Source organism: Thermogemmatispora sp. (assembly GCF_042408735.1).
In the GTDB taxonomy this organism is placed as follows: domain Bacteria; phylum Chloroflexota; class Ktedonobacteria; order Ktedonobacterales; family Ktedonobacteraceae; genus Thermogemmatispora.
This window is the reverse complement of record NZ_JBHOQV010000208.1, coordinates 1-24,184: the sequence shown is the minus strand read 5'-3', so window position 1 is coordinate 24,184 and position 24,184 is coordinate 1. Positions and strand designations below refer to the sequence as shown.

19 protein-coding genes are annotated in these 24,184 nt (G+C 62.2%); 13 read left to right on the top strand and 6 right to left on the bottom strand.

Features of this window, described 5'->3' with window-relative positions; translation table 11 throughout:
- The first annotated feature begins 286 nt into the window (after positions 1–286).
- A complete protein-coding gene (locus tag ACFMO7_RS21960; protein WP_376797622.1) occupies positions 287–2,821 on the top strand; it encodes a DNA polymerase domain-containing protein in 2,535 nt (844 codons plus the stop codon).
- A gap of 163 nt (positions 2,822–2,984) precedes the next feature.
- Here the strand turns inward: ACFMO7_RS21960 and ACFMO7_RS21955 are convergent, their stop codons facing one another.
- Positions 2,985–4,220, bottom strand: coding sequence for a tetratricopeptide repeat protein (locus ACFMO7_RS21955; RefSeq protein WP_376797621.1), 1,236 nt, complete (start codon positions 4,218–4,220; stop codon positions 2,985–2,987).
- A 225-nt stretch (positions 4,221–4,445) separates the two neighbouring features.
- On the opposite strand from ACFMO7_RS21955, the gene ACFMO7_RS21950 reads away from it, so the two are divergent.
- From ACFMO7_RS21950 to ACFMO7_RS21940, 3 genes are all read left to right on the top strand, one after another.
- Entirely contained in the window at positions 4,446–4,661 is a 216-nt protein-coding gene (locus ACFMO7_RS21950) for a hypothetical protein (RefSeq protein WP_376797620.1), read from the top strand.
- A gap of 1,076 nt (positions 4,662–5,737) precedes the next feature.
- Positions 5,738–6,454 carry a dienelactone hydrolase family protein gene (locus tag ACFMO7_RS21945; protein ID WP_376797619.1) on the top strand — a complete coding sequence of 239 codons (717 nt, stop codon included), beginning with the start codon at positions 5,738–5,740 and terminating at the stop codon, positions 6,452–6,454.
- Between the two features lie 79 nt (positions 6,455–6,533).
- Positions 6,534–7,751 carry an acyl-CoA dehydrogenase family protein gene (locus tag ACFMO7_RS21940; RefSeq protein WP_376797618.1) on the top strand — a complete coding sequence of 406 codons (1,218 nt, stop codon included), beginning with the start codon at positions 6,534–6,536 and terminating at the stop codon, positions 7,749–7,751.
- A gap of 54 nt (positions 7,752–7,805) precedes the next feature.
- On the opposite strand, the gene ACFMO7_RS21935 is transcribed toward ACFMO7_RS21940, so the two are convergent.
- Together ACFMO7_RS21935 and ACFMO7_RS21930 are read right to left on the bottom strand one after the other, a co-directional pair.
- Positions 7,806–9,164 carry a hypothetical protein gene (locus ACFMO7_RS21935; RefSeq protein WP_376797617.1) on the bottom strand — a complete coding sequence of 453 codons (1,359 nt, stop codon included), beginning with the start codon at positions 9,162–9,164 and terminating at the stop codon, positions 7,806–7,808.
- 420 nt (positions 9,165–9,584) lie between these two features.
- Positions 9,585–10,382, bottom strand: coding sequence for an SDR family NAD(P)-dependent oxidoreductase (locus ACFMO7_RS21930; protein WP_376797616.1), 798 nt, complete (start codon positions 10,380–10,382; stop codon positions 9,585–9,587).
- 484 nt (positions 10,383–10,866) lie between these two features.
- Here ACFMO7_RS21930 and ACFMO7_RS21925 point away from each other — a divergent pair, with 484 nt between their 5' ends.
- The 3 genes from ACFMO7_RS21925 (at position 10,867) to ACFMO7_RS21915 (ending at position 12,670) form a co-directional block, all read left to right on the top strand.
- Entirely contained in the window at positions 10,867–11,391 is a 525-nt protein-coding gene (locus tag ACFMO7_RS21925) for a thiamine pyrophosphate-binding protein (protein WP_376797615.1), read from the top strand.
- Between the two features lie 98 nt (positions 11,392–11,489).
- Positions 11,490–12,065, top strand: a complete 576-nt coding sequence (locus ACFMO7_RS21920) for a thiamine pyrophosphate-dependent enzyme (RefSeq protein WP_376797614.1) — start codon at positions 11,490–11,492, stop codon at positions 12,063–12,065.
- A 269-nt stretch (positions 12,066–12,334) separates the two neighbouring features.
- Positions 12,335–12,670, top strand: a complete 336-nt coding sequence (locus ACFMO7_RS21915) for a hypothetical protein (protein WP_376797613.1) — start codon at positions 12,335–12,337, stop codon at positions 12,668–12,670.
- Positions 12,671–12,973: 303 nt separating this feature from the next.
- Here ACFMO7_RS21915 and ACFMO7_RS21910 read toward each other — a convergent pair whose 3' ends face one another.
- Complete coding sequence (locus tag ACFMO7_RS21910; protein ID WP_376797612.1) at positions 12,974–15,328, bottom strand: xanthine dehydrogenase family protein molybdopterin-binding subunit; 2,355 nt, start codon at positions 15,326–15,328, stop codon at positions 12,974–12,976.
- Between the two features lie 490 nt (positions 15,329–15,818).
- Here ACFMO7_RS21910 and ACFMO7_RS21905 point away from each other — a divergent pair, with 490 nt between their 5' ends.
- From ACFMO7_RS21905 to ACFMO7_RS21895, 3 genes are all read left to right on the top strand, one after another.
- Positions 15,819–17,339 carry a gluconokinase gene (locus tag ACFMO7_RS21905; protein WP_376797611.1) on the top strand — a complete coding sequence of 507 codons (1,521 nt, stop codon included), beginning with the start codon at positions 15,819–15,821 and terminating at the stop codon, positions 17,337–17,339.
- A gap of 31 nt (positions 17,340–17,370) precedes the next feature.
- A complete protein-coding gene (locus ACFMO7_RS21900; protein WP_376797610.1) occupies positions 17,371–17,748 on the top strand; it encodes a DUF488 domain-containing protein in 378 nt (125 codons plus the stop codon).
- Between the two features lie 333 nt (positions 17,749–18,081).
- On the top strand, positions 18,082–18,324 hold the full coding sequence (locus ACFMO7_RS21895) for a hypothetical protein (RefSeq protein WP_376797609.1): 243 nt from the start codon (positions 18,082–18,084) through the stop codon (positions 18,322–18,324).
- A gap of 355 nt (positions 18,325–18,679) precedes the next feature.
- Here ACFMO7_RS21895 and ACFMO7_RS21890 read toward each other — a convergent pair whose 3' ends face one another.
- Positions 18,680–19,369 carry a hypothetical protein gene (locus tag ACFMO7_RS21890; RefSeq protein WP_376797608.1) on the bottom strand — a complete coding sequence of 230 codons (690 nt, stop codon included), beginning with the start codon at positions 19,367–19,369 and terminating at the stop codon, positions 18,680–18,682.
- 529 nt (positions 19,370–19,898) lie between these two features.
- Here ACFMO7_RS21890 and ACFMO7_RS21885 point away from each other — a divergent pair.
- Complete coding sequence (locus ACFMO7_RS21885) at positions 19,899–20,483, top strand: hypothetical protein (protein ID WP_376797607.1); 585 nt, start codon at positions 19,899–19,901, stop codon at positions 20,481–20,483.
- A 242-nt stretch (positions 20,484–20,725) separates the two neighbouring features.
- A complete protein-coding gene (locus ACFMO7_RS21880; protein WP_376797606.1) occupies positions 20,726–21,211 on the top strand; it encodes an NUDIX domain-containing protein in 486 nt (161 codons plus the stop codon).
- A 407-nt stretch (positions 21,212–21,618) separates the two neighbouring features.
- Here ACFMO7_RS21880 and ACFMO7_RS21875 read toward each other — a convergent pair whose 3' ends face one another.
- Positions 21,619–22,146 (bottom strand): hypothetical protein, encoded by a 528-nt coding sequence (locus ACFMO7_RS21875; protein WP_376797605.1) that lies wholly within the window; start codon positions 22,144–22,146, stop codon positions 21,619–21,621.
- A 472-nt stretch (positions 22,147–22,618) separates the two neighbouring features.
- On the opposite strand from ACFMO7_RS21875, the gene ACFMO7_RS21870 reads away from it, so the two are divergent.
- A partial coding sequence (locus ACFMO7_RS21870) for an NB-ARC domain-containing protein (protein WP_376797604.1) occupies positions 22,619–24,184 on the top strand: 1,566 nt, incomplete at its 3' end.

Sequence of the window (24,184 nt, the reverse complement as noted above, 5' to 3'; positions counted from 1 at the left end):
TCTGCCTCCCTCTCCACTGCCGGAGCAGAATGGCGCCTGCTTCTGCTGACGCCTTCTGCTCCGGCCTTCCCTATCATTACCTCTTCCTTTCTCTGGTGACTTTTTTTATCTTTTTATAAGAATAGATTTTCCTCTACAAGGACACTCATGAGATCCGATTATCGCTCTTTTAGCTCGCTTGCGCTCTGTCGCCGAGGCGTGTTAAGCTTAGAGTTAGAACAAAGGTCAAAGATCCTGCTGTGTTGTAGGTGAACTGGCGTTAGCTAGCGGTGAGAAGAGAAGGCCGATGGCTATGGCTTGTGCTGAGAGTGCTGCTGGCAAGAGAGAGACAGCAACGCTCTGCTCGCGAGGACAAGAGGATGAGTACCTCTTTGGCTGGGATCCTGTGCCAGGGATCGTTTCGGTCTGGGCGAATCGCAGCGGCGAGGCGGTGATCTGGCGCCGCGAGGGCGAGCGGGTGCTCTGTTCGCAGAGGCGTTTCTGGCCTTGGGTGCTGGCAACCTCTCTGGCCGATCTGCAGGCGGCGGGCCAGCGTCTCCGCCCTGTCGCGACCTGGCCTCCCGTCCGGCCTGCTGAGCCGTCGGGGACGATCTACTACCGCGAGCTGGATGGGCCGGAGGGGACCTATCGTTTTCTGCTCTGCTGCGAGGATTTGAACCGGCTGGAGCGGGTCCTCTTGCGCGGAGCGGCTCGTCGCCTGGGACAGCGCCCAAGGTCGCTTGCTGAGTTGGAGGGATACTACGCCGTCGGCCCGGTGGAGCAGTATCTGATGCAGACGGGCCAGGTCTATTTCCGCGGCCTGGCCTATGAGCAGCTGCATCGCCTGCAGCTCGATCTGGAGACGACGGCCCTCGACCCCCATCGGGGACGCATCTTTCTGGCGGCGGTGCGCGATAATCGCGGCCTGGCAAGGGTCTTGGAGGCTCCGCGTGAGGAGGATGAGCCGGGCCTGATTCGCGATTTGTGCTCCTTGATTTGCCAGCGCGATCCCGATGTGATTGAGAATCATAATCTGTTTGGCTTTGATCTACCGTTTTTGGAAGAGCGGGCGCACGTGCTGGGGATCCCCTTGTTGCTTGGGCGCCAGGGGGTGCCAGAGGAGGCGCGGCGGCTGCGCCGCTATCAGGAGACGCTGGCTATCGGGCCGGAGACGCGCCGGCGCCTCCGCTATAGTGTGGCGGGCCGTGAGCTGGTCGATACGCTCGATGCGGTGCGCCGCCATGATTTTGTGGTGCGCGATATGCCCAGCTATGCCTTGAAGGATGTGGCGCGCTACTTTGGCATTGCTTCGGCAGAGCGCACCTATATTGCTGGAATGGAGATTGTGGAGACCTATCGGCGCGATCCCGAGCGGGTGCGCCGCTATGCTTTGGACGATGTGGAAGAGGTCGATGGGCTGTCGCGTCGCTTGCTGGGGGCGCCTTTTGCCCTGGCGAGCATGGCGCCGCGCCGCTATGAGCGCCTGGTGTCGGCAGGGCCGGCGATGGGGGTCCTGGAGCCGATTCTGGTGCGCAGCTATTTGCGGGCTGGGGCAGCACTGCCCCGTCCCTCCTCCGAGGGGACTGAGGATAAGGGCCTGCACGAGGGGGGGGCTGTGCACCTTTTTGCTACGGGAGTGGCCGAGCATGTGGTCAAGGCCGATGTGGCTTCGCTCTATCCTTCCTTGATGCGCTCCTTTGCCATCGGTCCGCGCTGCGATCGCCTGGGGGTGCTCTTGAGTATTTTGGGACGCCTGACGGATCTGCGCCTCTATCATAAGGAGGCCGCTCGCCAGGCTCCCCCTGGCTCGGTCGAGGCCAATCATCATGCGGCGACCCAGGCGGCTATGAAGATTCTGATCAATGCGGCCTATGGCTACATGGGGGCGGGTAAGATGGCCCTCTTCGCCGATACCGAGGCGGCGGCTGAGGTGACGCGCCGCGGCCGGGCGATTCTGGACCAGGTCCTGCAGGCTCTGCGCGCGCGCGGGCTGGCTCTGATCGAGGCCGATACCGATGGCGTCTATTTTGCTGTTCCTCCAGCGTGGCATGAGGAGCAGGAGCGGGCCCTGGTGGCTGAGATCGGGGCAAGCCTGCCCCCGGGCATTCGCCTTGAGTACGAGGGACGCTATCGAGCGATGTTTAGCCACGAGGTGAAGAATTACGCCCTCCTGACCTACGACGGCCGCTTGATTGTCCACGGGGTGGCGCTCCGCTCCAGCCGCGCGGAGCCTTTCGGCGAGCGTTTCTTGCGGCGGGCCTTGTTGGCGACGATGTTGGGGAGGGTGCATGAGGTGCGAGCCGCCTATTTGGAGACGGTCGAGGCTCTGCGCGCGCGGGCTTTGCCGGCGGCAGATGTGGCGACTCAGGTGCGCCTGACGAAGACGCCCGAGGCCTATTTTGCCGCTCGTCAGACGCATCAGGAGCCGGCTTATGAAGCCCTCATTGGGGCAGGTCGACGTCAGTGGTTTCCCGGTGAGCGCGTGCGCTTCTATCGCAGCGCGGAAAAGCGCTATGTCTGGCTGCCGGACGAGAATACGGAGGAGGTGCCTGCTGGTGAGGATTGGCTGGCTCTGGCCCCTGCTTCCGCCTCTGGCGAGGCGCCGCTGGCGACGACCGAGCATGCCCGCCAGAGCAGCAGGGAACTGGCCGAGCGCCGCGACTACGATGTCGAGTACTACATCCGCTTGCTGACCAGCTCCTACGCTGCCCGTCTGCGCAAGGCTTTTGCTCCCGAGGATTTTGAGGCGCTCTTTCGCGAGGATCGCCAGCTCTCGCTGTTTGCTGAGTCGAAGCCGCTGGAGCAGATTCAGCCGCGCTGGATTCGCTGCCAGTTGCCATAGCGGCGCGCGCGCTCGAGCGAGGGCCAGAACCCTGGGCCAGCGGCGGAACGAGCCGACGGCTCCGGGCCCGGTTGGACCAGGCCGAGTTGGGGCCTCCTGACGACTGTCCGCCGCTGACGCTGGCTGGTCTTCGGCTGGCTGTGGCTTTCTCCCGGCAGCCGGCTCATGGGCCGGCCTGGTCCTGAGCGGAGTCGCCCGGAAGCTGATGCGAGGCATGCTTGAGCTGCTCCAGCAGCTCTTGTCGGAAATCTCGCACGATTGGGAGGTCTGCGTAACCAGCCCGTTCGATCTCGTTGAGCAACTCGTAGCCTTTGGTGAGGCGATGGGGGGATTGCCAGCCGGTGACCGCCTGCAGGAAAGCGCGGGCCTCTTCCAGGCTGGCTTCGATCTCGCGCAGGCGCAAGAGTGCCTGGGCGCGATAGAGGTGGAGGCGGTAGTCGAGCCAGAGATTGGTGTCGAGCGAAATTTGTCGGCGCAGTTCTTCATAGCCCTCCAGCACTCTCCGTGGCTGGCTGGTATAGAGATAGCCACGGCAGCGCAAGAGAAAGATGCCGCTGAGTTTGTGAAAGACGAAGTCAGTTCCATCGCCATAGGCGCCTTTGAGCGGCTCGGCCAGGGCAATGGCCTGCTCAATGGTGCGCTCGAAGCGCAGGGCGTCGCCGGCGCTGGCGTACATCTGGCTCAGGTAGGCGCTGGTGAAGGCCGCCAGCGGCTTGCTGGTCTTGAGTGCCAGGTTGCGCGCTTCTTCAAGGGCCTCGATGGCCTCCTTGTGACGCCCGATGCGCTTCAGCTCGACGCCGAGCTTTTGCAGAGCGTGGGCTGTCAAAACCGGGTCGGCTATTTGCCGCGCGCTGGCCAGCATCTCCTGAAAGGTTCGGCGCGCCTGCTCGTAGCGGCGATGTTCGTAATGCATCAGGCCAGCAAGGCTCTGGTATTGGATGCTGAGCATCTGTAGGCGGCGTTCCAGGCGCAACGGTGGCGGCAGCTCGCTGCGGCAGGCCGCCAGAAAGTTCCCAAGGCTGTGAAGGTGTCGCTCCACTTCCGGGAGCGGTGCCAGCCTCCGTATGGCCAGGGTCTGCTTGAGCAGGGCCTCGGCCACCTCCAGGCTTTCTTCAAAGAAGTGGTTTTTGGTGGGCAGAGGGGTCTGGGGATGGAAGGGGTCGTAGAAGGAAAGGCCAAATTCCCAGGGGGGGATCTCTAGCAGCTCGCAAAGGCAGCGTAGTGTCTGGGGATCGGCAATGCGCTTCTTGCCATATTCAATGGCCTGCACGTAGCGCCAGTCGACGCCTGTCCCGCCTCGGGCCCGTGGCCAGCGCTCCGCCAGTTCTTGCTGTGTCAGGCCACGCCGCTCTCGATACTTCCTGATGGTTTTGCCATAGTGATAGCCACCCGCGCTCATGCTGCTCTCCTTTCTTCTGCTCGCTGCGCTTGACGGCATAGCGGGTTCGTCTTCCCCCAGGGACCTCGTTCCATACTAACTAGTCTGTTTGTATGCAAAGATGTAGAGGGATTCTATGCTTCTAAATAGAAGCCATCGCATGCTCCGATGAGGATTGTAGCATAGTTGGCGACGATAGAAAAGTTATGCTCTCTGTGGGTATCTTGTGTAACAGGAGGCAAAAACATGCATGAGAGCGAGGTTGCCCGGCTGAGGAAACGCCTGGAGGACGAGTACGAGGCCGCCCGCCGCGGCCTGACAGGCCTGGCTGCCGGTACGGCCCAGCACCGCTTTATTACGGCTCGCATCCGCAACATGGAGCGCTGTCATAAGCGCCTGGCCCGACTGGTAGGCGAGGAGCGTGCGACGGCCATCGCTCTGGAGGTCTGGCGAATCAGGTAGCTTGTCCGCGGCTGACTCTGACGGAGATCTGTCTCGTTCGGCCCTTATACTCATGCCATCCCTCTATCTATCTATTTCTCTCTTCTGGCGGCTACCAGGTCAGACGCCGTCGGCTGATGACAGAGAGGGGATCACCTGCCCTCGCTGGCTCGCTTGCCGGGATGGAGGCCCCAGACCAGGTCGAGCCGAGCCAGGCCGAAGACTGCCGGTGGTCCCCGCTTGCTTGCCTGGCCGCAGATCGAACGGCCTGGTCTCCTGGCAGCCCGACCCGAATCCGCTGAAAGCTGTCGCCTCTGCTCACCACTCTATCGCTCTCTATACTATAAGGTTAGCTATCTATATCTATACATAAATAGCATCAAAGATAGGTTTTTTTGATGCTTTGTTCTGCAGTCATCGGTGGATTGCTCGACTTGCTGGCCCGCTATCTCTGGACGCCATGCTCGGGTTGGTGGACTGGGAGTCTTGCCGGCCGGCGTGCTATGGACAACAAAAGTAAAAGAGGAGAAGGGTGATCATCCAGAAGAGCCGTCCCTTATCGTTGACGGCCGTCGGCTCTGTCCCTGGCCTCACCAGGGACGAGCCATTGTCCCAGGCGGCGTGCGCCATCAACGGCGAGCCGGTGTGGAGCGCCGCAGCGGCCCCTCACACAGCAGGATAGGAGGCCCCAGCGGACAGCAGCGAGTCTTTCTATTCTCCTCGCCTCCATCCATCGATAGCTGTTGCTCCCTGCGAACTGGTGGGACTTCTCGCGGGGGCCTGTTCGCCGATGCAAGATCTGTTCTGGTTGGACACAGCGCTCGCCGATCTGGCGGTGGCTGCGGCGCTCTCTCTAGCTAGAGATCTCTGGCTCTCCGGTCTCGCTTAGCCCTGTCTACCGCCGGCCAGACCGGGTCAGCCTGTTGAAGTGCTGCGCTTCCTTTCTGGTCTGGCTCGGGGTTCGCTGGACCAGTGAGGCCGGCTGTCGGCGTGTTTCCCCCTGAGATGAGCGTGGTCAGGCTTGAAGCTGGTCAGAGGGAAGAGGCTATAATTTGAGCAGGCAGAGAAATTTTCAGCCATGCAAAGGAGACCCGAGAATGGTTCAGCCTGTGACGCAGATGGTCACATTTCCCTCTGAGGGGAGGCAGTTAGCGGCTTTCCTGGCGCTGCCTGCAGGCGACCAGGGGGAGGGACCCTTTCCCGGCGTGGTGGTGATTCACGAGATCTATGGTCTCAACGACAACATCAAGGATATCGCGCTGCGTCTGGCTGCCGAAGGCTATGCCGCTCTGGCCGTTGATCTCTTCTCGACCGGCAATCGTACCATATGCATGTTTCGTATGATGAGCGGGCTGGTCTTCAACTCGCTCAATCATCGTGGTCTGCGCGACTTGCGTCATGCCCTTGACTTCCTGGCGCAACAGCCGTCGGTTGACAGTCAGCGGCTGGGAGCCATAGGCTTCTGCATGGGGGGGAGCCTGGCCATCGCCTGGGCCTGCACGGACGAACGTTTGCGAGCCATCGCCCCATTCTACGGTATGAATCCGCGCCCCCTGGAAGCCGTCAGGCGGTCCTGCCCTGTAGTCGGCTCCTATCCTGAACAGGACTTTACCGCCGGACCAGCTCGCAAGCTCGACGCTGTTCTCGACACCTACCAGATCCCACACGACATCAAGATCTATCCGGGAGCGAAGCACTCCTTTTTTAACGATCGCGGCCCCAACTATCACCCTGCGGCAGCCCATGATGCCTGGGAGCGCGTGCTCGCCTTCTTCCGTGAGCATCTAGCTGGGCCTCACCTGCAGGCGCTCTGATTGGTGCCCGAGTGGGCTAAGATGCAAGACACTGGGCCTGCCTGGGCCTTATTCTGTCCCCAGCCAAGGAGAGGAAGCGATGGATTTCACCTATTCCGAGAGGGTCAACGCATTGCGTCAGCGGCTCCTTGACTTCATGGAGCGCTATATTTTCCCCAACCAGGAGACCTATCGGCAGCAGATAGCGGCCTCTGGCAATCCCCACCATCACGCCGAGATTGTCGATGAACTCAAAGAGAAGGCGAAGGCCGAGGGCCTCTGGAACCTTTTCATGACCGATCCACGCTACGGTCCGGGTCTGAGCAACCTGGAATATGCGCCCCTGGCCGAGATCATGGGGCGTGTCGGTTGGGCCTCGGAGGTCTTCAACTGTGCGGCGCCCGACACCGGCAATATGGAAATTCTGGCGGAATTCGGCACGCCAGAGCAGAAAGAGCAATGGCTCAAGCCGCTGCTGGAAGGAGAGATCCGCTCGGCCTTTGCCATGACTGAGCCGGACGTAGCCAGCTCGGATGCCACCAATATCCAGTTGACCATCGAGCGTCAGGGAGACGAGTACGTGCTGAACGGGCGCAAGTGGTGGATCTCGGGGGCGGCGCGCCCGCGCTGCAAGATCTTCATTGTCATGGGCAAGACCGACCCACATCATCCCGACCGCCATCGCCAGCAGAGCATGATTCTGGTTCCGCGCGACACGCCGGGGGTGACTATTGTGCGCAGCCTGCCGGTGATGGGCTATCTGGACAACGAGAGCCACTGCGAGGTTCGCTTTGAGAACGTACGTGTGCCGGCCAGCAACCTGCTAGGTGAAGAAGGCAGCGGCTTCGCCATTGCGCAGGCACGTCTGGGGCCGGGCCGCATCCATCACTGTATGCGGGCGATTGGAGCGGCTCAGTATGCCCTTGAACTCATGTGTCGCCGTGCGCAGGAGCGGGTGGCCTTTGGCAAGTCACTGGCGGAGCAGGGAGTTATTCAGGAATGGATCGCCCAGTCGCACCTGGAAATTGAGCAGGCGCGCCTGTTGACACTCAAGGCTGCCTGGATGATGGACACCCTGGGCAAGAAGGCGGCACAGAAGGAGATCGCCATGATCAAGATCGTCGCGCCGACCGTCCTGACCAATGTAGTCAATCGGGCCATCCAGGTTTTTGGTGCGGCTGGCCTCTGCGATGATTTCCCCCTGGCCTCCATGTGGGCCCACGGGCGGACTCTGCACATCGTCGACGGCCCCGATGAAGTGCACAAGCGCTCGCTGGCGCGCCTGCTCCTGCGCGAACAGCGCCTTCCGCAGGTCTAGCCGCCCTTCCCAGGCAAGGCGGCTAGCTCCCAAAGCCCGGCTCCCCTGCCAGCTTTAGCTTGCCTGACCACTTGCCTGGCCACTTGGACGGGCTGCGCCTGTCGGCGAGGCGGAGGCCGGGCTGACCAGGCCAACGCTGAGCAGGTCCTGCAGCTCGTTCCAGGCGTAGGCCAGCGGGGCCTGACGGTAGCCCGGCTCGCCGCGCCCTACCTGGATACCGAGGCTGCCGATGGTGGCCTTCCAGGTGCGCCGTCCGGTCCGGCGTACCAGTCGCCGGCGCGCGGCATACTTGAGATAGTGACGGGCGAGACGGCGCACGCTGCGGGCTTTGAGCAGGCGCCGATCGACATGCCTGCCAGCCCGTTTTAACTGTAGCGCCTGGCGGTTGAGGGCTGTGACCAGCTCGTCCAGTGTGAACGAGGGACGCCCTTCCTTGCTGCGCTGGACGAGGAAGCCACTGGCAAGCTGGGTACAGGTGAAGTGCGCGCTCAGGAGCCAGGCACGCCGAAGCCGCTCGTGCAGCTCGCGCTGCGCAAGCTGGGGCGCGCGCTCGATGCTGGGAGCCAGGCTGACAAAGACACGCTTGCGACGGCGCACGGTCATGAAGTCATACATGACGGCGATCGGCACCACGCGCGTGTCGGGCGGCCCCCCGCGCAGAAGACGGTGAGGAGCAGCGGTAATCGGACCGATGCGCCCGTCAGGCGAGAGCTGGCCCTCCGGAGCCCCCCACAGCGAACCGCCACGGGCAAGCCAGGCCGAGAGAGCGCTAAGCTGCTGGCGTAGCTCCTCCAATACCTGGTTCTTGACGCGCAGGTAGACCTCCGGCTGGAAGATTTCAGCCCCGCTGAGACGACGCAAAATGGTTCGATAATGCCAGGAGAGGAGCCGCGATACAGGAAGGCTGGCCAGACGCTGGGCCTGCTCTCCAGCGCTGCGCGCCCACTGCTGCAGAAAGGCTGGACTGAGGATCTGGCCCGCCGGACGGTCTCCCTCACTCTGAAGGGCGTTGCGCAGCCAAAGTTCGATCGGACGCAAGTGGATGTTTTCGATGGGTCGCAGGCCGATGAAGCGTAAAAGCCCTCCCAGCGAGAGCAGCCCCAGAAGGCGGGCAAGCCAGCCCGGCTCTGGGACAATGCGGCTGAGGAAGCGTGGCGCAAAGGCATCGCTGCGAATGGCAAAGAGGACCTCGCGGGTGACAGCTCGCCACTTCCAGCGCGCCAGAATGGTGGGAACCTCGATCATCGGGTCGACGTCGCGTTTGTGGGCCATGGCAAAGTAAACAGGCCCACGTGCGGGTAGGTGCTCCAGTCCGTGAAACTCGATCTTGTGAAAGAGCCGGACGCCTACCCAAAGGAGGCCTGCGATCAGAACCCGGCTGCAAGCGGCAAGCAGTGCTGCAAGATGTCTCATGATGACTCCTTGCTTCTCTAGCTAGCTGGCGGAGATGGATGACGTCGCAGGATGGGTTGTTTGGATGTGCATGCATGATTGTGGCGGTTCGATTGGCTGCATGGCGCCGGGTCGGGTGCCTGGGGAGATCAGGCAGTTGCGCGCTTTCAGGCGCTTCTTCTTTCAGCATAGCAGATCGGAAGGAGCAGCGTCAACCTTGACCGCCGGCGCGCAACTGCTTGCAGTGCAGTCTGGGGGCAGTAAAAAGGACTGCAGGTCTTCAAACAAGCGCTCTCCCACCAGCCTGGCCTCTTCGGCGGAAAGGCAGGCAGCTCTGACGAGCGGGAGAGCGAACAACAAGTAGGCAGTGAAGGTCAGGGCGGCCAGGTGCAGCGGGACGACTGCTGGCTGAGCCTGCCCGTGGCGCGGACGCCGCGCCTGTCAGGACATGACGCCGCCTCCGTCGATGTTGATGGCCTGGCCGTTGATGCCCTTGCTGCTGTCCAGGGCCAGAAAGACGGCGATAGCCGCTACTTCTTCTGGCTCGATCAGGCGGTTCTGCGGGCTACTGCGCGCCAGCGTCTGGCGGGCTTGCTCCTCGCTCATGCCGGTGTGGGCCACGATGTTGCTGACGCTGGCGTCGGTCATGGGCGTGTTGACGTAGCTGGGGCAGATGGCGTTGACCGTGATGTTGTAGGGGAGCAGCTCGACGGCGAGGGCGCGCGTTAGCCCGAGGACGCCATGCTTGGAGGCCGTGTAAGCGGCGATGTAACGCCCTCCGACGCGCGAGGCGATGGAGGCGATGTTGATGATGCGCCCATAGCGCTGCTCGACGAGCGTTGGCACGAAGGCTTTGCAGACGTAGTAGACGCCGGTAAGGTTGACAGCCAGCAGCCGATGCCAGAGTTCGTCGGGATGGTTGAGGAATTTGTGGCTGCCGGCGATGCCTGCGTTGTTGACCAGGATATGCACGCCGCCCAGACCCGTGCGCAGCTCGTCGGCCATGCGCTCGACCTGAGCCGGGTCGGTCACGTCGCAGGTCGTAAAGATACAGCGTCGGCCTTTGGCTTCGATCTGGGCCGCGAGCTGTTCAAGCTCACTGCTGTTGCGCGCGCAGATGCCAACGTCAGCCCCGGCCTCAGCCAGGGCCAGGGCAATGGCTCGCCCAATGCCTTTGCTGGCACCTGTGACAACGGCTCGCTTGCCGGTGAGTGGAAGCTGCTGCAGTAAGTCAGTCATCGTTGGCTGATCCTCTCCTGTCCAATGAGTCGTCACTGTGACCTGTCCTGTGTGAGGCCATCGTCCTGAGCTGGCTGAGGCTCACTCGCTGATCGGCAGTGTGGTGGGTGGGTTAGGCTGCAAGGCGCAGCGTGCAGAAAATGATGAGCCTCCTGGGCCGTGCCAACTACCTGCCCGGCTTGCTGACTGGCTGGCCGCACCATAAGAGCGAAGGCCCTGGCTGGCCTGGCCGGCTCCTCCTCTGGACTGCGACGGCGCTCACCGTTGCTCCTCTTGCAGTATGCCACAGGGACCGCTGCTTTGCCAGTCGAGGTCCGCTCTCTATCAAGAGCTGTGCCGTCTGGCAGACCTTTCGCCGATGTTCTATACTAGCCACGGGACGAGCAAGAGCTGAAGGCCAGAACTTCTCTTCTGCTTTGATGCCCGTCAATGCCTGGTTCTCAGCTCAGGCAGGCTCTGATTTGTTGAGAGGAGGAGAACAACCATGCCAGTCTCTCTAGCTGGGGCGCGCCGCGTCTACGAGGCCCTCAAGGCTTGCGATATCCGGCTGGTTTCGGCTTTGCCGGAGACCTGGCTTGTCCCCTTATTGCGCCTGGTCGAAGCTGATCAGGAGATGCGCCTGGTGCAGGTGGCCAGAGAGGAGGAGTCGATCGGCATTGCGGCGGGAGCCTACTTTGGAGGGGTACCTTCGGTTCATATGATGCAGAACCACGGCCTCCTGGCGGCCATTAATCCGCTGGTCTCACTGGCTATGCTCTACAAGATCCCCATCTTGCTGCTGGTCAGCTATCGGGGCCACTGGGGCGAGCAAGACCCCTGGCAGACGCAGGGGGGCCTGGTCACGGAGCCGGTGCTGCGAGCGCTGACAATCCCCTACTACTGTCTAGGGCGCGAGGATGATGTCGCCCGTCGCCTCAAGGAGGCCCAGACGCTGGCTTTCTCGGCCCTGCAGCCGGTGGCGCTCTTGCTCACCCGGGAACTGCTCTGGGAGGATGATGACGGGTCGTAAGGGCCGGTTTGCTCCGGCCTGGTTACGGTGGCAAGGAAGAAGCGCCTGGACTCTTGCTAAAGAGTTGTTTGTCTGAGAGCGGAAGGAGAGCCTGGAACATGCTGCGCGCGGAGGCCCTGCGGGAGATCTATTCCGAGCTTGAACGATGCGTTGTCGTCACCATTATGGGGGCAGTTGCTGCTGAGCTGTACTCTCTGGGCCATCGACCCAACTTTTTCTATATGGAGCACTCAATGGGGCTGGCTTCATCATTGGGTTTGGGCCTGGCCCTCTCTCTGCCGGAGCAGCAGGTGATCGTCCTCGACGGCGATGGCTCGCTCCTGATGAATCTTGGTAGCCTGACGACGCTGGCTCGCTATCGCCCCCCAAACTTGCTCCATATCGTCTTTGACAATAGCAGTCTGGTCTCGGTGGGAGGCTTCCCAACAGCGACCGCCAGCGGCACCAATCTGGCTGAGATGGCGCGGGCGGCTGGCGTGCCGCTGGTGATGCAGGCCGAGACGCCTGCCCAGTTTCGCACGGCGGTGACCCAGGCCCTGGGTCGTCGAGTGATGACGACGCTGGTTGCCAGGGTGGAGGCAAGCAGCCCACCTTCATATCGCCTCGATCTGGATTTGTTGGAGAACCGTTTTCAGTTCAAGCGCTATCTCGACTCTCTGCGACGTTCCTCCTGAAGATCCCTTCACTGCTCACTCCTGGAAGAAGCTTGCGCCAGGTGGCAAAGGCCGAATGGGATCCACTGCTGCTCAGGTTTGTGTCTTTGCCATCTGGCCTTCTGGTCCCCTGACCCTTTTCTGGATAAGAAATCTATCCCAGGGCGAGAAGAGATCATTTTAGCTGCTAATGCTCTTGATCGTCTCTCTAAAAGAGAGGTATATCGATGCTTCTCTAGCAACGAAGGTTTTGCCGGAGAACGATCGGCTTTCGGACGTCAGGAGGAGAGATGAAGAAGTCCACTACTCGCCTTCTCAGTCTGATCGGTCTGGCCCTGCTGATCATCGGCCTGGTGCTACTGCTGGTGTCAATCGCGATGGTCCTTACCAGCTCCCAGTCGCCTGGCTGGACAAGCTCGCTGCTGGTTGCTCTCTCGCCAATGGCCTTGATACCGGCGATTATTCTGCTCTTGATCGCCTGGATTGGGGCGCTGATACGCACGGCGCAGCTTGGTCTCTGGGGATGGTTCGCCGTCGTCTTCTTTTTCACCGTGATTGGCTTGTTGATCTATAGCTTTGCGGGACCAGAGATCCCAACGCCGACCCAACAGTCTCTGCAGAGCTAAGGGAGGGGTGCCCTCTTGCCCGGTGCCCTCTCGCCCGCGCCCGACTTCCTCCGAAGGGCAGCCCCACCGTGCTGCCGCTGTCTGGGCAGGCCGCGGCGAGGAGCAGGGGAAGGCGCGCTCGCCTGCCGCGCTGGGCCTGGCAGATGGCCTGGTCGCGGGGGAGCGCGCCTTCTGGCTTTCTTGCCTTCGTACCTGCCTGGTTTCAGGAAAAGGCGTCGCTGTAGGCGGGATGGGCCGGCTGGCTGACCGGGCTGCTTGAGCACCTGGCCAGCTCCCCAGGGGGTCAGCCTCGGGCGGCCCGGCTCAAGATGAGGAGCGTGCCGCCTGTAGCGTGCGCCAGATCTTTTCCGGCGTTAGCGGCATGTCGATCTCCTTGATGCCGAGGGGAGCCAGAGCATCAAGGACGGCATTGACGAGAGCCGGCGGGGCCCCGATGGTACCCGATTCGCCGATCCCCTTGGCCCCGAGTGGGTTATTGGGTGAAGGCGACTCTACAAAATCGCTGGTAAAGGGCGGGACCATCGTTGCCAGCGGCAGAGCGTAGTCCTGAAGGGTGCCGCTGATGAGCTGGCCGTTCTCGTCGTAGAGCACCTGCTCATAGAGGGCTTGACCGATGCCCTGAGCCAGGCCGCCATGTAGCTGGCCCTCGGCCAGCGTATGGTTGAGGATGCGCCCCGCATCGTCGACGGCCACGTAGCTCAGCGGGTACACCTCACCGGTCTCGCTGTCGATCTCGACGACCGCCATGTGGGCCCCGAAGGAGAAGGTGGGACCGGAGGCGAAGTCGCGGCGAGCAGCCAGGCCGGTGATCGGCTGGCCGGTAAGCGGATCGGGAGGTTCTGCCTCCAGAAGCGTTGGCTCTTCCTCGGCCAGACGTGCCAGTTCTCCCAGGGTTACCGAGCGCGTTGGCGCCCCCTGGACCAGGACATGCCCGTCCTGAAGCACCAGGTCAGCGGGAGCGGCCTCCAGGGCATGCGAGGCCAGGCGCAGGACCTTCTCCCGCACGGCCTGGGCGGCTAGCCAGACTACCGAGCCCCCCATCTGGGTGACACGGCTGGCGAAGGTTCCGATGCTGAAGGCCGGCAGTCGACTATCGTTCAGATGCACCTCGACCCGCTCGGGCGCGACCTGCAGAACCTGGGCGGCGATCTGGGTAAAGGCGGTGACATGACCCTGACCGGTCGATGAGACGCCGCTTTCGACCACGACGGTGCCATCGGGGCGGATGCGCACGGTGGCGGCCTCGCGCGGCTGGTTCCCCTCGTCACCAGAGATCTCGGTAAAGGTTGCTAACCCAATCCCAAGCAGACGCGGGTGGCCGGAGGCGCGACGCTCGCGCTGGCGGGCGCGCCAGCCCTCGTAGTCGGCCAGCTCCAGCAGGCGCTCAAAGGCCGCCTGGTAGTTGCCGCTGTCGTAGCGCTGGCCCGTCACGGTCTCGTAGGGAAAAGACTCGGGTGGGATCATGTTGCGCCGCCGTACCTCGACAGGGTCAAGGCCCAGCTCGGCGGCAATGCGGTCGATGACGCGCTCGATGATATAGGTGGCCTCGGGACGGCCCGCGCCGCGGTAGGCCATCGTCGGCACCTTATTGGTAAAGACGCCGATGACGGTGCTCTCGACGGCCTCCACCTGGTAGGCGCCACAGACGAGGCGCGGCGTGCGAATCGGGACGAGGGCGGTGATGCCGAGCAGGAAGGCGCCCAGGTCGGCGATGTTGCGCAGGCGCAGCGCCAGCAGACGCCCATCGTCTTGGTAGGCTGCTTCGACGTAGTTGATCTGGCCACGCCCGTGCGTCTGAGCTTGCAGATTCTCGCGCCGGGTCTCGATCCATTTCACCGGACGCCCCAAACGGTAGGCCAGAGCCGCGCAGACCAGCTCTTCGCCGCCAAGGCGTGTTTTGGCGCCGAAGCCGCCGCCGCTCATGGCGTTGTGGACATGAACGCGGCTGTGATCCAGGCCCAGCGCTTCCGCCAGAACCTGGTGGGCCTGGTAGACCGCCTGTGAGGAGAGCCAGGCGCTAAGCTGACCGGTCTCTGGATCGTAGTCAAAGAGGCAGGCACGGTTCTCAAGCGAGGACGGGGCCAGGCGCTGGTTCTCCAGACGCAGGCGCGTGACGTGGCTGGCGCGCGCAAAAGCCTCCTCGACGTTGCCGGCCTTGAAAGGCATCTCGAAGGCCACGTTGCTGCCAAACTCGGGATACAATAGGGGCGCCTCGGAGGCCAGAGCGGCCTCGGGATCGCTGACCGCCGGCAGCGGCTCGTAGTCGACTTCGACCAGGTCAAGGGCATCGGTAGCCGCCGCCAGGCTCTCGGCGACGATGACTGCCACCGGCTCACCAACGTAGCGCACCCTGTCCTGAGCTAGCGGACGCTTCTCTGGACGCTTGACACCAGGCACAGGTACGGCAAAGATCGGCGGCAGCTCGCTCAGGTCGGCGGCGCTGAAAGCCGCTACCACGCCCGGCAGGCTGCGCGCTTCGTCGAGATGGAGGCCCTCGATGACGGCGTGAGCGTAGGGACTGCGCACGAAAACCGCGTGCAGTATGGGCGGGCGTCCGTTCAGCCTGATGTCATCCACAAAGCGCGCTCGCCCGGTGATCAGGTCGTAGTCTTCCAGGCGGCGTCGGAGTTCTACCGGCTGCTTCATGGTGGTGCTCATGCAAATGATCCTTCCGCGTGATGTTTCTCTGGCCAGAGGTGGAATCCTTCCAGGGGCTGTAGTTTATTATAAGATATCTGCCCGCCTCCTTCCTCTCTGGCCCCCCATCTCCTGCTTGTGTCTGCTTGCTTAGTCGATTGCTCGTGACTGAGTTTTTCTCTTCGCCGTCCGTGGCTGCCGTTCGCCGCGGCCGCGCGGGAGGGGTGCGCAGCATCTTGAAGCGTATGATATGATCGAACCGATGCAGGGGAAGAACAGGAAATCTGACTAGCCTGGCAGCGCCTGCAACGTGTCAGCATAGGGGGCCTGCTGGTCTAGAAGTGGGGAGAGGCCGCCCCGGTGACGGGTGATCGAATGGCCGGGGTGGGCCTTGAGCTGTCCAGTCACCGCCTTCCAGGTGCAGCTTGCCTGGGACAGCAGCGAAGCAGGCTCATTCCACTCGAAGGATTGAGAGAGAAGAGAATAGCCTAAGAAAAGGAGCGTAGGAAGCGTGAAAGGTGCCGGATCAAGAGATGCGCTGGCCGAGCCGACGGTGCTGGCCATCGATGTGGGAACCTCTTCTGTGCGGGCCATGCTGGTCGATGCGCGGGGTGAGGCTGTGCCGGGGACGCTCACCCAGTATCGTTATCAGCTCAATACCTCGGCGGAGGGAGAGGCCACGATCGACGGTGACAGGCTTGTTGAGCTAGTTGCCAGAACCATCGATGGGGTGTTAGAGGCGGCGGGAGCAATTGCCCAGACCATTGCTGCCGTGGCGACTGACACCTTCTGGCACAGCCTGATCGCTGTTGATTCCCAGGGGCAGCCTTTGCTGCCGTTGATCACCTGGGAAGACACGCGCGCGCGTGGGGCGGCGGCTGAGCTGCGCGCTCTCCTCGACGAGCGGGCCGTTCACCGTCGCACGGGGGCTCCGCTGCAGAACAGCTACTGGCCGGCCCGCCTCCGCTGGCTGGCCCAGGTGCAGCCCACCCTTCTTCAGAAAAGCGCCCAGTGGCTTTCCTTCGGCGAGTTTCTGCATCGGCGCCTGCTCGGACGGTCGGTCTGTAGCCTCTCGATGGCCTCAGGGACTGGTCTGCTCAATCTGCGAAGCCTTGACTGGGATGAGGAACTGCTGCGAGCGCTGGCCGTTCGTCGCGAGCAGTTTCCGGCTCTCGGCGATCTGCGGGAGGCCTTGCAAGGGCTGCGTCCGGCTTATGCCCAGCGCTGGCCGCCGCTGAAAGAGGTGCTCTGGCTGCCCGCTGTTGGCGATGGCGCGGCGGCCAACGTTGGTTCGGGCTGTGTGGTGAGCGCGCGCTATGCTCTGACGATCGGCACCTCCAGCGCGCTGCGGGTGACCGTGCCAGCAGACAGCGTTGAGCCGCCGCCCGGCCTCTGGCTCTATTTGCTCGATGCGCGCCGCGCCCTGCTTGGGGGCGCACTGAGCGAGGGCGGTAACCTCCTATCCTGGCTGACAGAGCTGCTGCGCCTTCCGCCGCTGGACGAGGTGGAGCCGCTGGTCTCGGCTGTGCCGCCTGATAGCCACGGGCTAACCATCTTGCCATTCCTGGCGGGCGAGCGCAGCCCCGGCTGGCATGCCGAGGCCCGTATGACGATTACGGGCATGCATCTGAAGCTGCGCCCCATCGACCTGCTGCGGGCGGCAATGGAGGCTCTGGCTTACCGCCTGGCTGTGGTCTATGAGCGCCTCAAAGGTCAGCCGCGGCTCCGTGAGGGAGGGAGACAGCTCATTGGCAGCGGCGGGGCCCTCCTGCGCTCTCCGACCTTGCAGCAGATCATTGCCGATGTTCTGGGGGAGCCTCTCTATCCGCTGCGCGTGCGCGAGGCCGCCGTGCGCGGCGTGTCCCTGCTGGCCCTGGAAGCCCTCGGGCTGCTCCCCGATGTGGCGCAGGTTCCGCCTCCGCTGGCTGCTCCCGTACTGCCGGACAGCGCGCGCGGTGAGCGCTATCGCCAGGCCATCGCCCGCCAGCAGCAGCTCTATGATCGCCTCCTGTCCGACGATGGCAAGGCGTGACTCAGATCAGAAGGGAAAGGAGCAGGCTACCATGTCTGGTGCGAGGCCGATTGTTCACCTCAAGCGCATCTACGAGGAGCCGCAGGAAAGCGACGGGACGCGGGTGCTTGTTGAGCGGCTCTGGCCGCGCGGTCTCTCGCGGGAACGGGCACATATCGACCTCTGGCTCAAGGACGTGGCTCCCAGCGATGAGTTGCGTCGTTGGTTCGCCCATGATCCCCAGAAATTCACCGAATTTCGCCGACGCTATGAGCAGGAGCTGCGCCAGCACGAGGCGGCGCGTGCAGCCCTGGAGCAGCTCCGCGAGCTGGCTGCGCGCGGACCCCTGACCCTCCTCTACTCGGCTCGCGATAACGAGCATAACAACGCCGTGGTTCTGCGCGACCTCTTAGAAGGTGGCGGTCGCTGATCGTCTTGCTGACCACGATCGCTCGCCAAAGCTCTCTTCCGGCTCAGCTTCTTGCTCAGAGGTGTGGGCCGGCTTCTGATGCCCTTTACGGCCTCTGCCCCTGGCCAGCAGCGCGGGCCTTTGCTTCCCTCGCTTCCTCCACGCTGGCGGGTGTCTGACGCCCCCGGCTGGCGCCCCTGGCGCTGGCCAGGGCACCCCCCTCGTTCTATCTTATAGATTGGTCTCCCAAGAACGTCCTTCTGAGAAGGAGGTAGTACTGTTATCCCTCTGGCCAGTCAAATGTTGGAATCTGGAATTTCTCTCGGTAGACTCACGAGTAGCGCCAGAGAGAATGTGGTTGATGCACTGGTGAAGCAACAGCACGAAAGGGAGAAAAATATGAAAATCCAGCAATTCAAGTACCTCCACTGCTCAGAGGACCATGAAGAGGGCATTATTCTGGTGGATCCGGAGACCGAGTCAATTCCGGTCACGGATGAGCGTGGAAACGTACTCTACTATTGCATGGGAGGGCAGCACGTATTTTCCTCTGATATGAATGGCCTGATCATGCAGAGTCTGCTGGATGACGAGTGAGGAGCAGGTTTTAACGCTTGAGAGAAGAGCCAGGGCAAAGAAGGCTTCACTCACCCATCCATCACAGACGCCCCACCACACCCACTTCTGGCCACACAGCCGACGCGCAGGGCTGAGCGCCCGGTCCTGCGCGTCTCCTATTTTTATGAAGCTGCCTCCTGTCGGGCTTGCCCGCCGATCGGCATGAGAGCACTGCTCGCTTCGGGCCATAGCGCGTGCCAGCCAGGAGCTGATGGCCGAGGGTTGGATTGGATCGGTTGGGCAGCCGGATAGCGGAGACTGGATCGCAGGCGGGAGAAAGGAGCGACCGCCGTGAGCCTGCTGGCAGACGGATAGGGAGGCAGACAGGTAGGGCTTAATCGATCCTGAGCAGCCAGCGTAGCCGTTCACGGTTGCGACGCAGGCGGTCAATCAGATTATGGTTGAGGCGATAGATTTCTTTGATATCGCTGAATTCGTCAGCGCAGCGCACCACGATCTCGCGGGGTTTCAGGCCGCAGTAGTAGAGCAGGTAGGCAAGGCGCCGTTCGCGCTCATGGGGGAGGAGGCTCTGGATCGATTCCCAGGTCTGGTTTTCATCTTCCTCGCTGTCAGACCCCTTCTCGTCTTGCGGCGGGAGCCAGGTTTCTGGTTGGGGCAGGGCGATTTCTGGCCGGCGTTGATAGCTGCGCAGGACGTCGATGATTACGCCGTGGAGCGTGGCGTGCAAGTAGCTCAGGACGGCCTTCAGGTTGGGAAATTCGGGAGGACGATCCTGGACCGCCTGCCAGAAGCGGCTGAAGGTCAAGGCAACATAGTTTTCTTCTGAATCGTGCTGGAGCGCCTGGCTCATGCTGGGGTGTGTGCGCAGCCAGAGGTGCACCGTCTCGCTCAGACATTGCTGTAGCAGCGTCCAGGCCTGGTCTGTCTGTTGCTCAACCGCGCGGCGAAATAGCTCGAGGCAATAGCCCTCATCCCCTGAATTGGGTCGGCGCGAGCGCTGCAGCTCGAGGGTGCAGTAGCTGGCCAGCACCGTGAGGCTGAGTTCGCTGAGCGTTTCTTCCATCGTTTTGTCCCCACTGTTCTTGACTCAACAACCCTACAGTACGACACTTTTCCAAGTCAGCAGTCTCTGCCTGGCCGGTTCGCTTGCTTGAGTTCGAGGGTATACATACCGGTAACAAAGATCTGCATTGACGGATAGAGAGTTTCTTGAAGACCCTTTCAGCCATGCCACCGCGCTCCTCCGTTGTGGCTGGAGAAGCCTCACCCCAGCTTTGGAGAACGATCAAGGATAAGACAGATAGGACGACGACCCTGCTCCTGCTCCGGCCTTCGCGAGTTAGCAACAGAGCTTTTCTTCGAGAATAACCGAATGTGCTAGAGCTTGTCAAGCGAAGGCTGTCCGCCGAAAATGGCTCTTTTCTTCTCTGTTGCCTCTCCGGAGGTACCGGGCATGGCGAAGATATTGTATTTTAGCAGTATTTTGTGAGAAAATCGTGTTATGGTTGGAAGTGAAAGACGCTCCCGGGACTGGGGCCAGGGGGCGTCAGTCTGGTTCGGTGACTCTAAGGAAGGAAGGGTGGAAAAGAGAGATGCGACGGTGGAATTTGTCCTTGGCGATCCTCTTCTGGTGGACGGCGTGCCTTCTGCTCTTGAGCAGCTGTGGGGGTGCGGCCCTGCGTGGCTCTGGTACGGGAGGGGCTTCTCCCACGGCGGGGCCAGGTCTGAGGCCGAAGATTGTGGCCTCGGCTCCCGTTGGGGGTGAGACACCTACGCCGAGCGCGGCTCCTGTTTCGGCTCCTCTGGCTTCTCCTACGGCCACGGCGGCGCCAACCAGGCCGGCTCAGACCTCGTTGATCGGCCTGGCTCTCAGCTTTTATGCCGCTGTCCAGGCGCAGAACTATACTCGGGCCTATACCTACCTGGCCAACGACGTTACCATTAATCCTACTGGCGATCGCCCTCAGCCCTTGACCAGGGATCTCTTTGTCCAGACGGCTCGCTCCTTGGATGAGACGATGGGCAAGGTGACGGCCTTTTCGGCGGAGGTCGATGCCAATAGCCCCGCGGTCATTATTATGACGATTTCTCGCAGCAATCTGGCTGCCTACCACTCGCATTTGGTCTTTAAGGACCTGGGTGGGAGTTGGAAGATTGCCTCGCTTGATAGAATCTAAGCCGGGATGGCGCTCTTGCCGGCCTCCAGGTCTGGGCCGGGCCAGGCCAGTCGTGGTGGTGGGTGAGGGGGAGAGGGCGGAGCGAGAGGGCTGAGGACGATCCTGGTCTGCGTGGGTTGGTTGAGTGGAAGGGTCAGGGCTGGGATCAGGCCGGTCGACTGGCCTGGCTGTTGCTTCGCGGCGCTACCCTCCATTCGGCTTGACTACTACCACTATACCAGGAGTAAAGGAGCTAGTAGGCCTTGTTTAGACCGGTTTTGGCAACGCTCGGCTATATTCTGTCGCCCGATCGTCAGCAGGTCTTGATGATTCAGCGCAACAAGCGTCCCGATGATCTGCACTTCGGCAAGTACAATGGTCTTGGGGGGCGACTGGAGCCACATGAGGATGTGGTAAGCGGCATGCGGCGCGAGATCCGCGAGGAGTCGGGTCTGGAGGCGGAAAAGTTGGTCTTGCGGGGAACGATCTCCTGGCCAGGTTTTGGTAAGAACGGCGAGGATTGGTTTGGCTTTATTTTCCTCGTTGAGCGTTGGTCGGGGCAGCCGCATGCGGGTAACCATGAGGGGACGCTGGTCTGGGTGCCGCTGGCCGAGCTGGAGAGGCTGCCGCTCTGGCCGGGCGATCGCTACTTTCTACCGCTGGTTTTCGACGATGATCCGCGTTCCTTTCATGGCTGTATGCCTTATCACAACGGCCAGCCGCAGGGCTGGTCGTACGTGCGTGTGTAGTGCCTTGCTCTGACGCGTGTTGAGGTCGCTCCTGGGGTGAGCCTGCTCGATGGCGGCGGCTGGCGTCTTGCTCGTCTGGGCTGGGGAAGACGGACCGCCTGCCCAGGCAGGCAAGGGCCATAGGTGGGTGAGAGGCAGAGCGTGTGCGGCAAGCGGGTCGGCCTGGCCAGGACTGTTCGAACTGTTCGAACTAACAGAAGGCTGCTCACCTTCCCCATTGGTTCGGCGGGGGGCCGAACGCCAGGTGAGCAGCCTTCTGCCTCGGGTCGTCGGGGGAGAAGGGAGAAGTATCTGCCTGGCACGGCGGATGCGAGCGGTTTTCCCGCTCTGCTGGGCGCCTTGCCTTCTCTCCCCTAAATGCCAGTGTTGGATCCCAATCTATACGTATAGATTTATGTATGAATTACTCAGGCCACCGTGCTTGAAGCTGGTGCTGGTGCTGCTTTGAGAATGTAGCCAGTCTCCAGGATGGAGACGATGTTGATGCCAAAGATGCGTAGCTTGATGCGGACGCGCGAGAGCACGTTGCGGATGGGACGGGTGGCCTGTTCCCAGGTGCCCTCTTCAAGGGCCTTGAGGAGGTCGGCCCGACAGCGCTCGATGGTGTGCTCGGTGACCTCGCCGTGGTAGAAGTGGGCGAAGAGCACCTCGTATGGGCAGTAGTAGGGGTAGGAATCCAACAGCGGGCGGAGAACATTCATCTCGTTGTTGGTGAACTGCTGCTGGAGCACCAGGGCTGGCTGTTTGTCGAGATAGGTAAGGCAGGAGAGGGTGCCAAAGGTCCTGTTGAGGGCAAGCACATACCCTTCTGGGAGCACGCCATGCAACGTATAATGCGTGATGTGCTCGCGATCGTGGATAAGTTTACGCGCGATGCGGGCTTCTTCTCGGCAGGCGATCATTTGCATGGCGATTCTCCTCGTTCGTTGCTGCATATGACTGACAGTACTCCCTGACCGCTGGACACGCGGATCGTGACGTTACAGCGTTGGTGTCACGACGGCGATCCATCGCGCTTGTGACTGACCAAAAAGGACTTGGTGGGCCATAGCTGATGGCCGTGAGCCTGGATGCGATCCGCTTCCGCTCCTGCTGGCTGGTCGGTTCTCGACCAGAAGCTGAGCGAGAGTGCAAGTTAAGTAAGTAAGAAAGAAGAGCACGCAGGGGGCGAGGTCAATGGTAGGGTCCCTGGGGTGAGACGCGCCGTGGTCCTGCGGCGGGTGGCATTGGCCTCACCTGGCGGCGGGCGCCCCGTCCCTGAAAGGGCGTCCACCGTTCCCTACGTGTTCTTTACTATATTATGCCGAGTGGCCATGTACATCAGAAAGTACTTATGTTATCATTTCTCTAGACATCTTTATCATTTCGAGGGGTTCTCTTCTTTTGGGCATTGGGGGAGGCCTGCCCATGAGCAGCACTAGGCCGGTGGAAGAGCTACCACGGCCACGTATGCGTCTGGTCGAGGCGCGTATGCGCCATGGCTGGTCACAGCAGGAGGTGGCTGAGCGCCTGGGGACGACGCATGTGAATGTGAGCCGTTGGGAGCGCGGGGTGACGAAGCCCAATCCGTATTTTCGGCGCAAGTTGTGTCGGCTTTTTGGCTTGACTGAGGAGGAGCTGGATCTGGCGCCCGCTCTTCCTGAGACGCCGCAGCGCAGAGCGGAGATGGCTGGGGAGGCCGAAGGGGAGGGCCGCGGCGAGGACGGGGCGAGGCAGGATGAGCAGGCAGCGCGCCGTGCTGGGGAGTCTGGTCCTCTGAGCGGGGCTGCGGGCGGACACACAACCGAGGCGATTGTTGATCCGATGATTCCTCTGCCGCCACCGGTGCGCCTGGTGGGACGCGATGAGGAGCTGCAACGGATCAAGGGGCGTTTGTTCGCCGGGGAGGCGGTAGCTCTGAGCGCTCTGAACGGGCTGCCGGGCGTGGGTAAGACCTCGCTGGCGGTGGCTTTGGCCCACGATCCCGAGGTGCGGGCCTATTTCTGCGATGGTATTCTCTGGGCGGCTTTGGGGCCGCGCCCCAATATGACGGGCTTGCTGAGCCGCTGGGGGGCGTTGTTGGGTTTGCCGGCGACGGAGGTGGCCAGCCTGACGAGCCTGGAGGCCTGGGCAAGAGCTTTGCGGACAGCGATCGGCCCACGACGGATGTTGCTGGTGATCGATGATGCCTGGCGCATTGAGGAGGCGCTGGCCCTGAAGGTGGGCGGCGCGCAGTGCGCTCATTTGTTGACGACGCGCTTTGCGCATGTGGCGACGGAGTTCGCGGTGGAGGGTGCCGCGGCGATCGCTGAGCTGGGGGAGGAGGACAGTGTGCAGTTGCTGCGCTTGTTGGCGCCGGCGGCGGTGGATCAGGAGCCGGAACAGGTGCGGGCTTTGGTGCGGGCTGTCGGTGGGCTGCCTCTGGCTTTGACGCTGATTGGCAATTATTTGCGCAAGGAGAGCTATACAGGGCAGGTGCGGCGCATTCGGGCGGCGCTGCAGCGCTTGCGAGATGCGCGGGTGCGTTTGGGGTTGACGGAGTCGCGGGGACCGGTAGAGGGGCATTCGAGTCTGCCTGGCGAGCCGGCCCTCTCGCTGCAGTCGGTGATCGCGGTTTCGGACGAACAGCTGAGTCCGTCGGCGCGGGCAGCCCTCTATGCGCTGGCGGTCTTTCCGCCGAAGCCGGCGAGTTTTTCAGAGGAGGCGGCCCTGGCGGTGGCGGCCTGCTCGACGGATGACCTGGATGCGCTGGTGGATGCGGGCTTGCTGGAGAGCAATGGGGGCGATCGTTATCTGTTACACCAGGTGATTGCGGACTATGCGCGGACGCGCCTGGAGGCTCAGGGTGAGGAGGCGATCCAGGCCCCTTTTGTGCGCCTGATGGAGTATGCGATCGATTATGCTGAGGAGCACCGAGCGGACTATGAGCTGTTGGAGCGAGAGAGTGCGGTGATCGTGGCGGGCCTGGAGGCGGCCTATATGCTGGGACGCCAG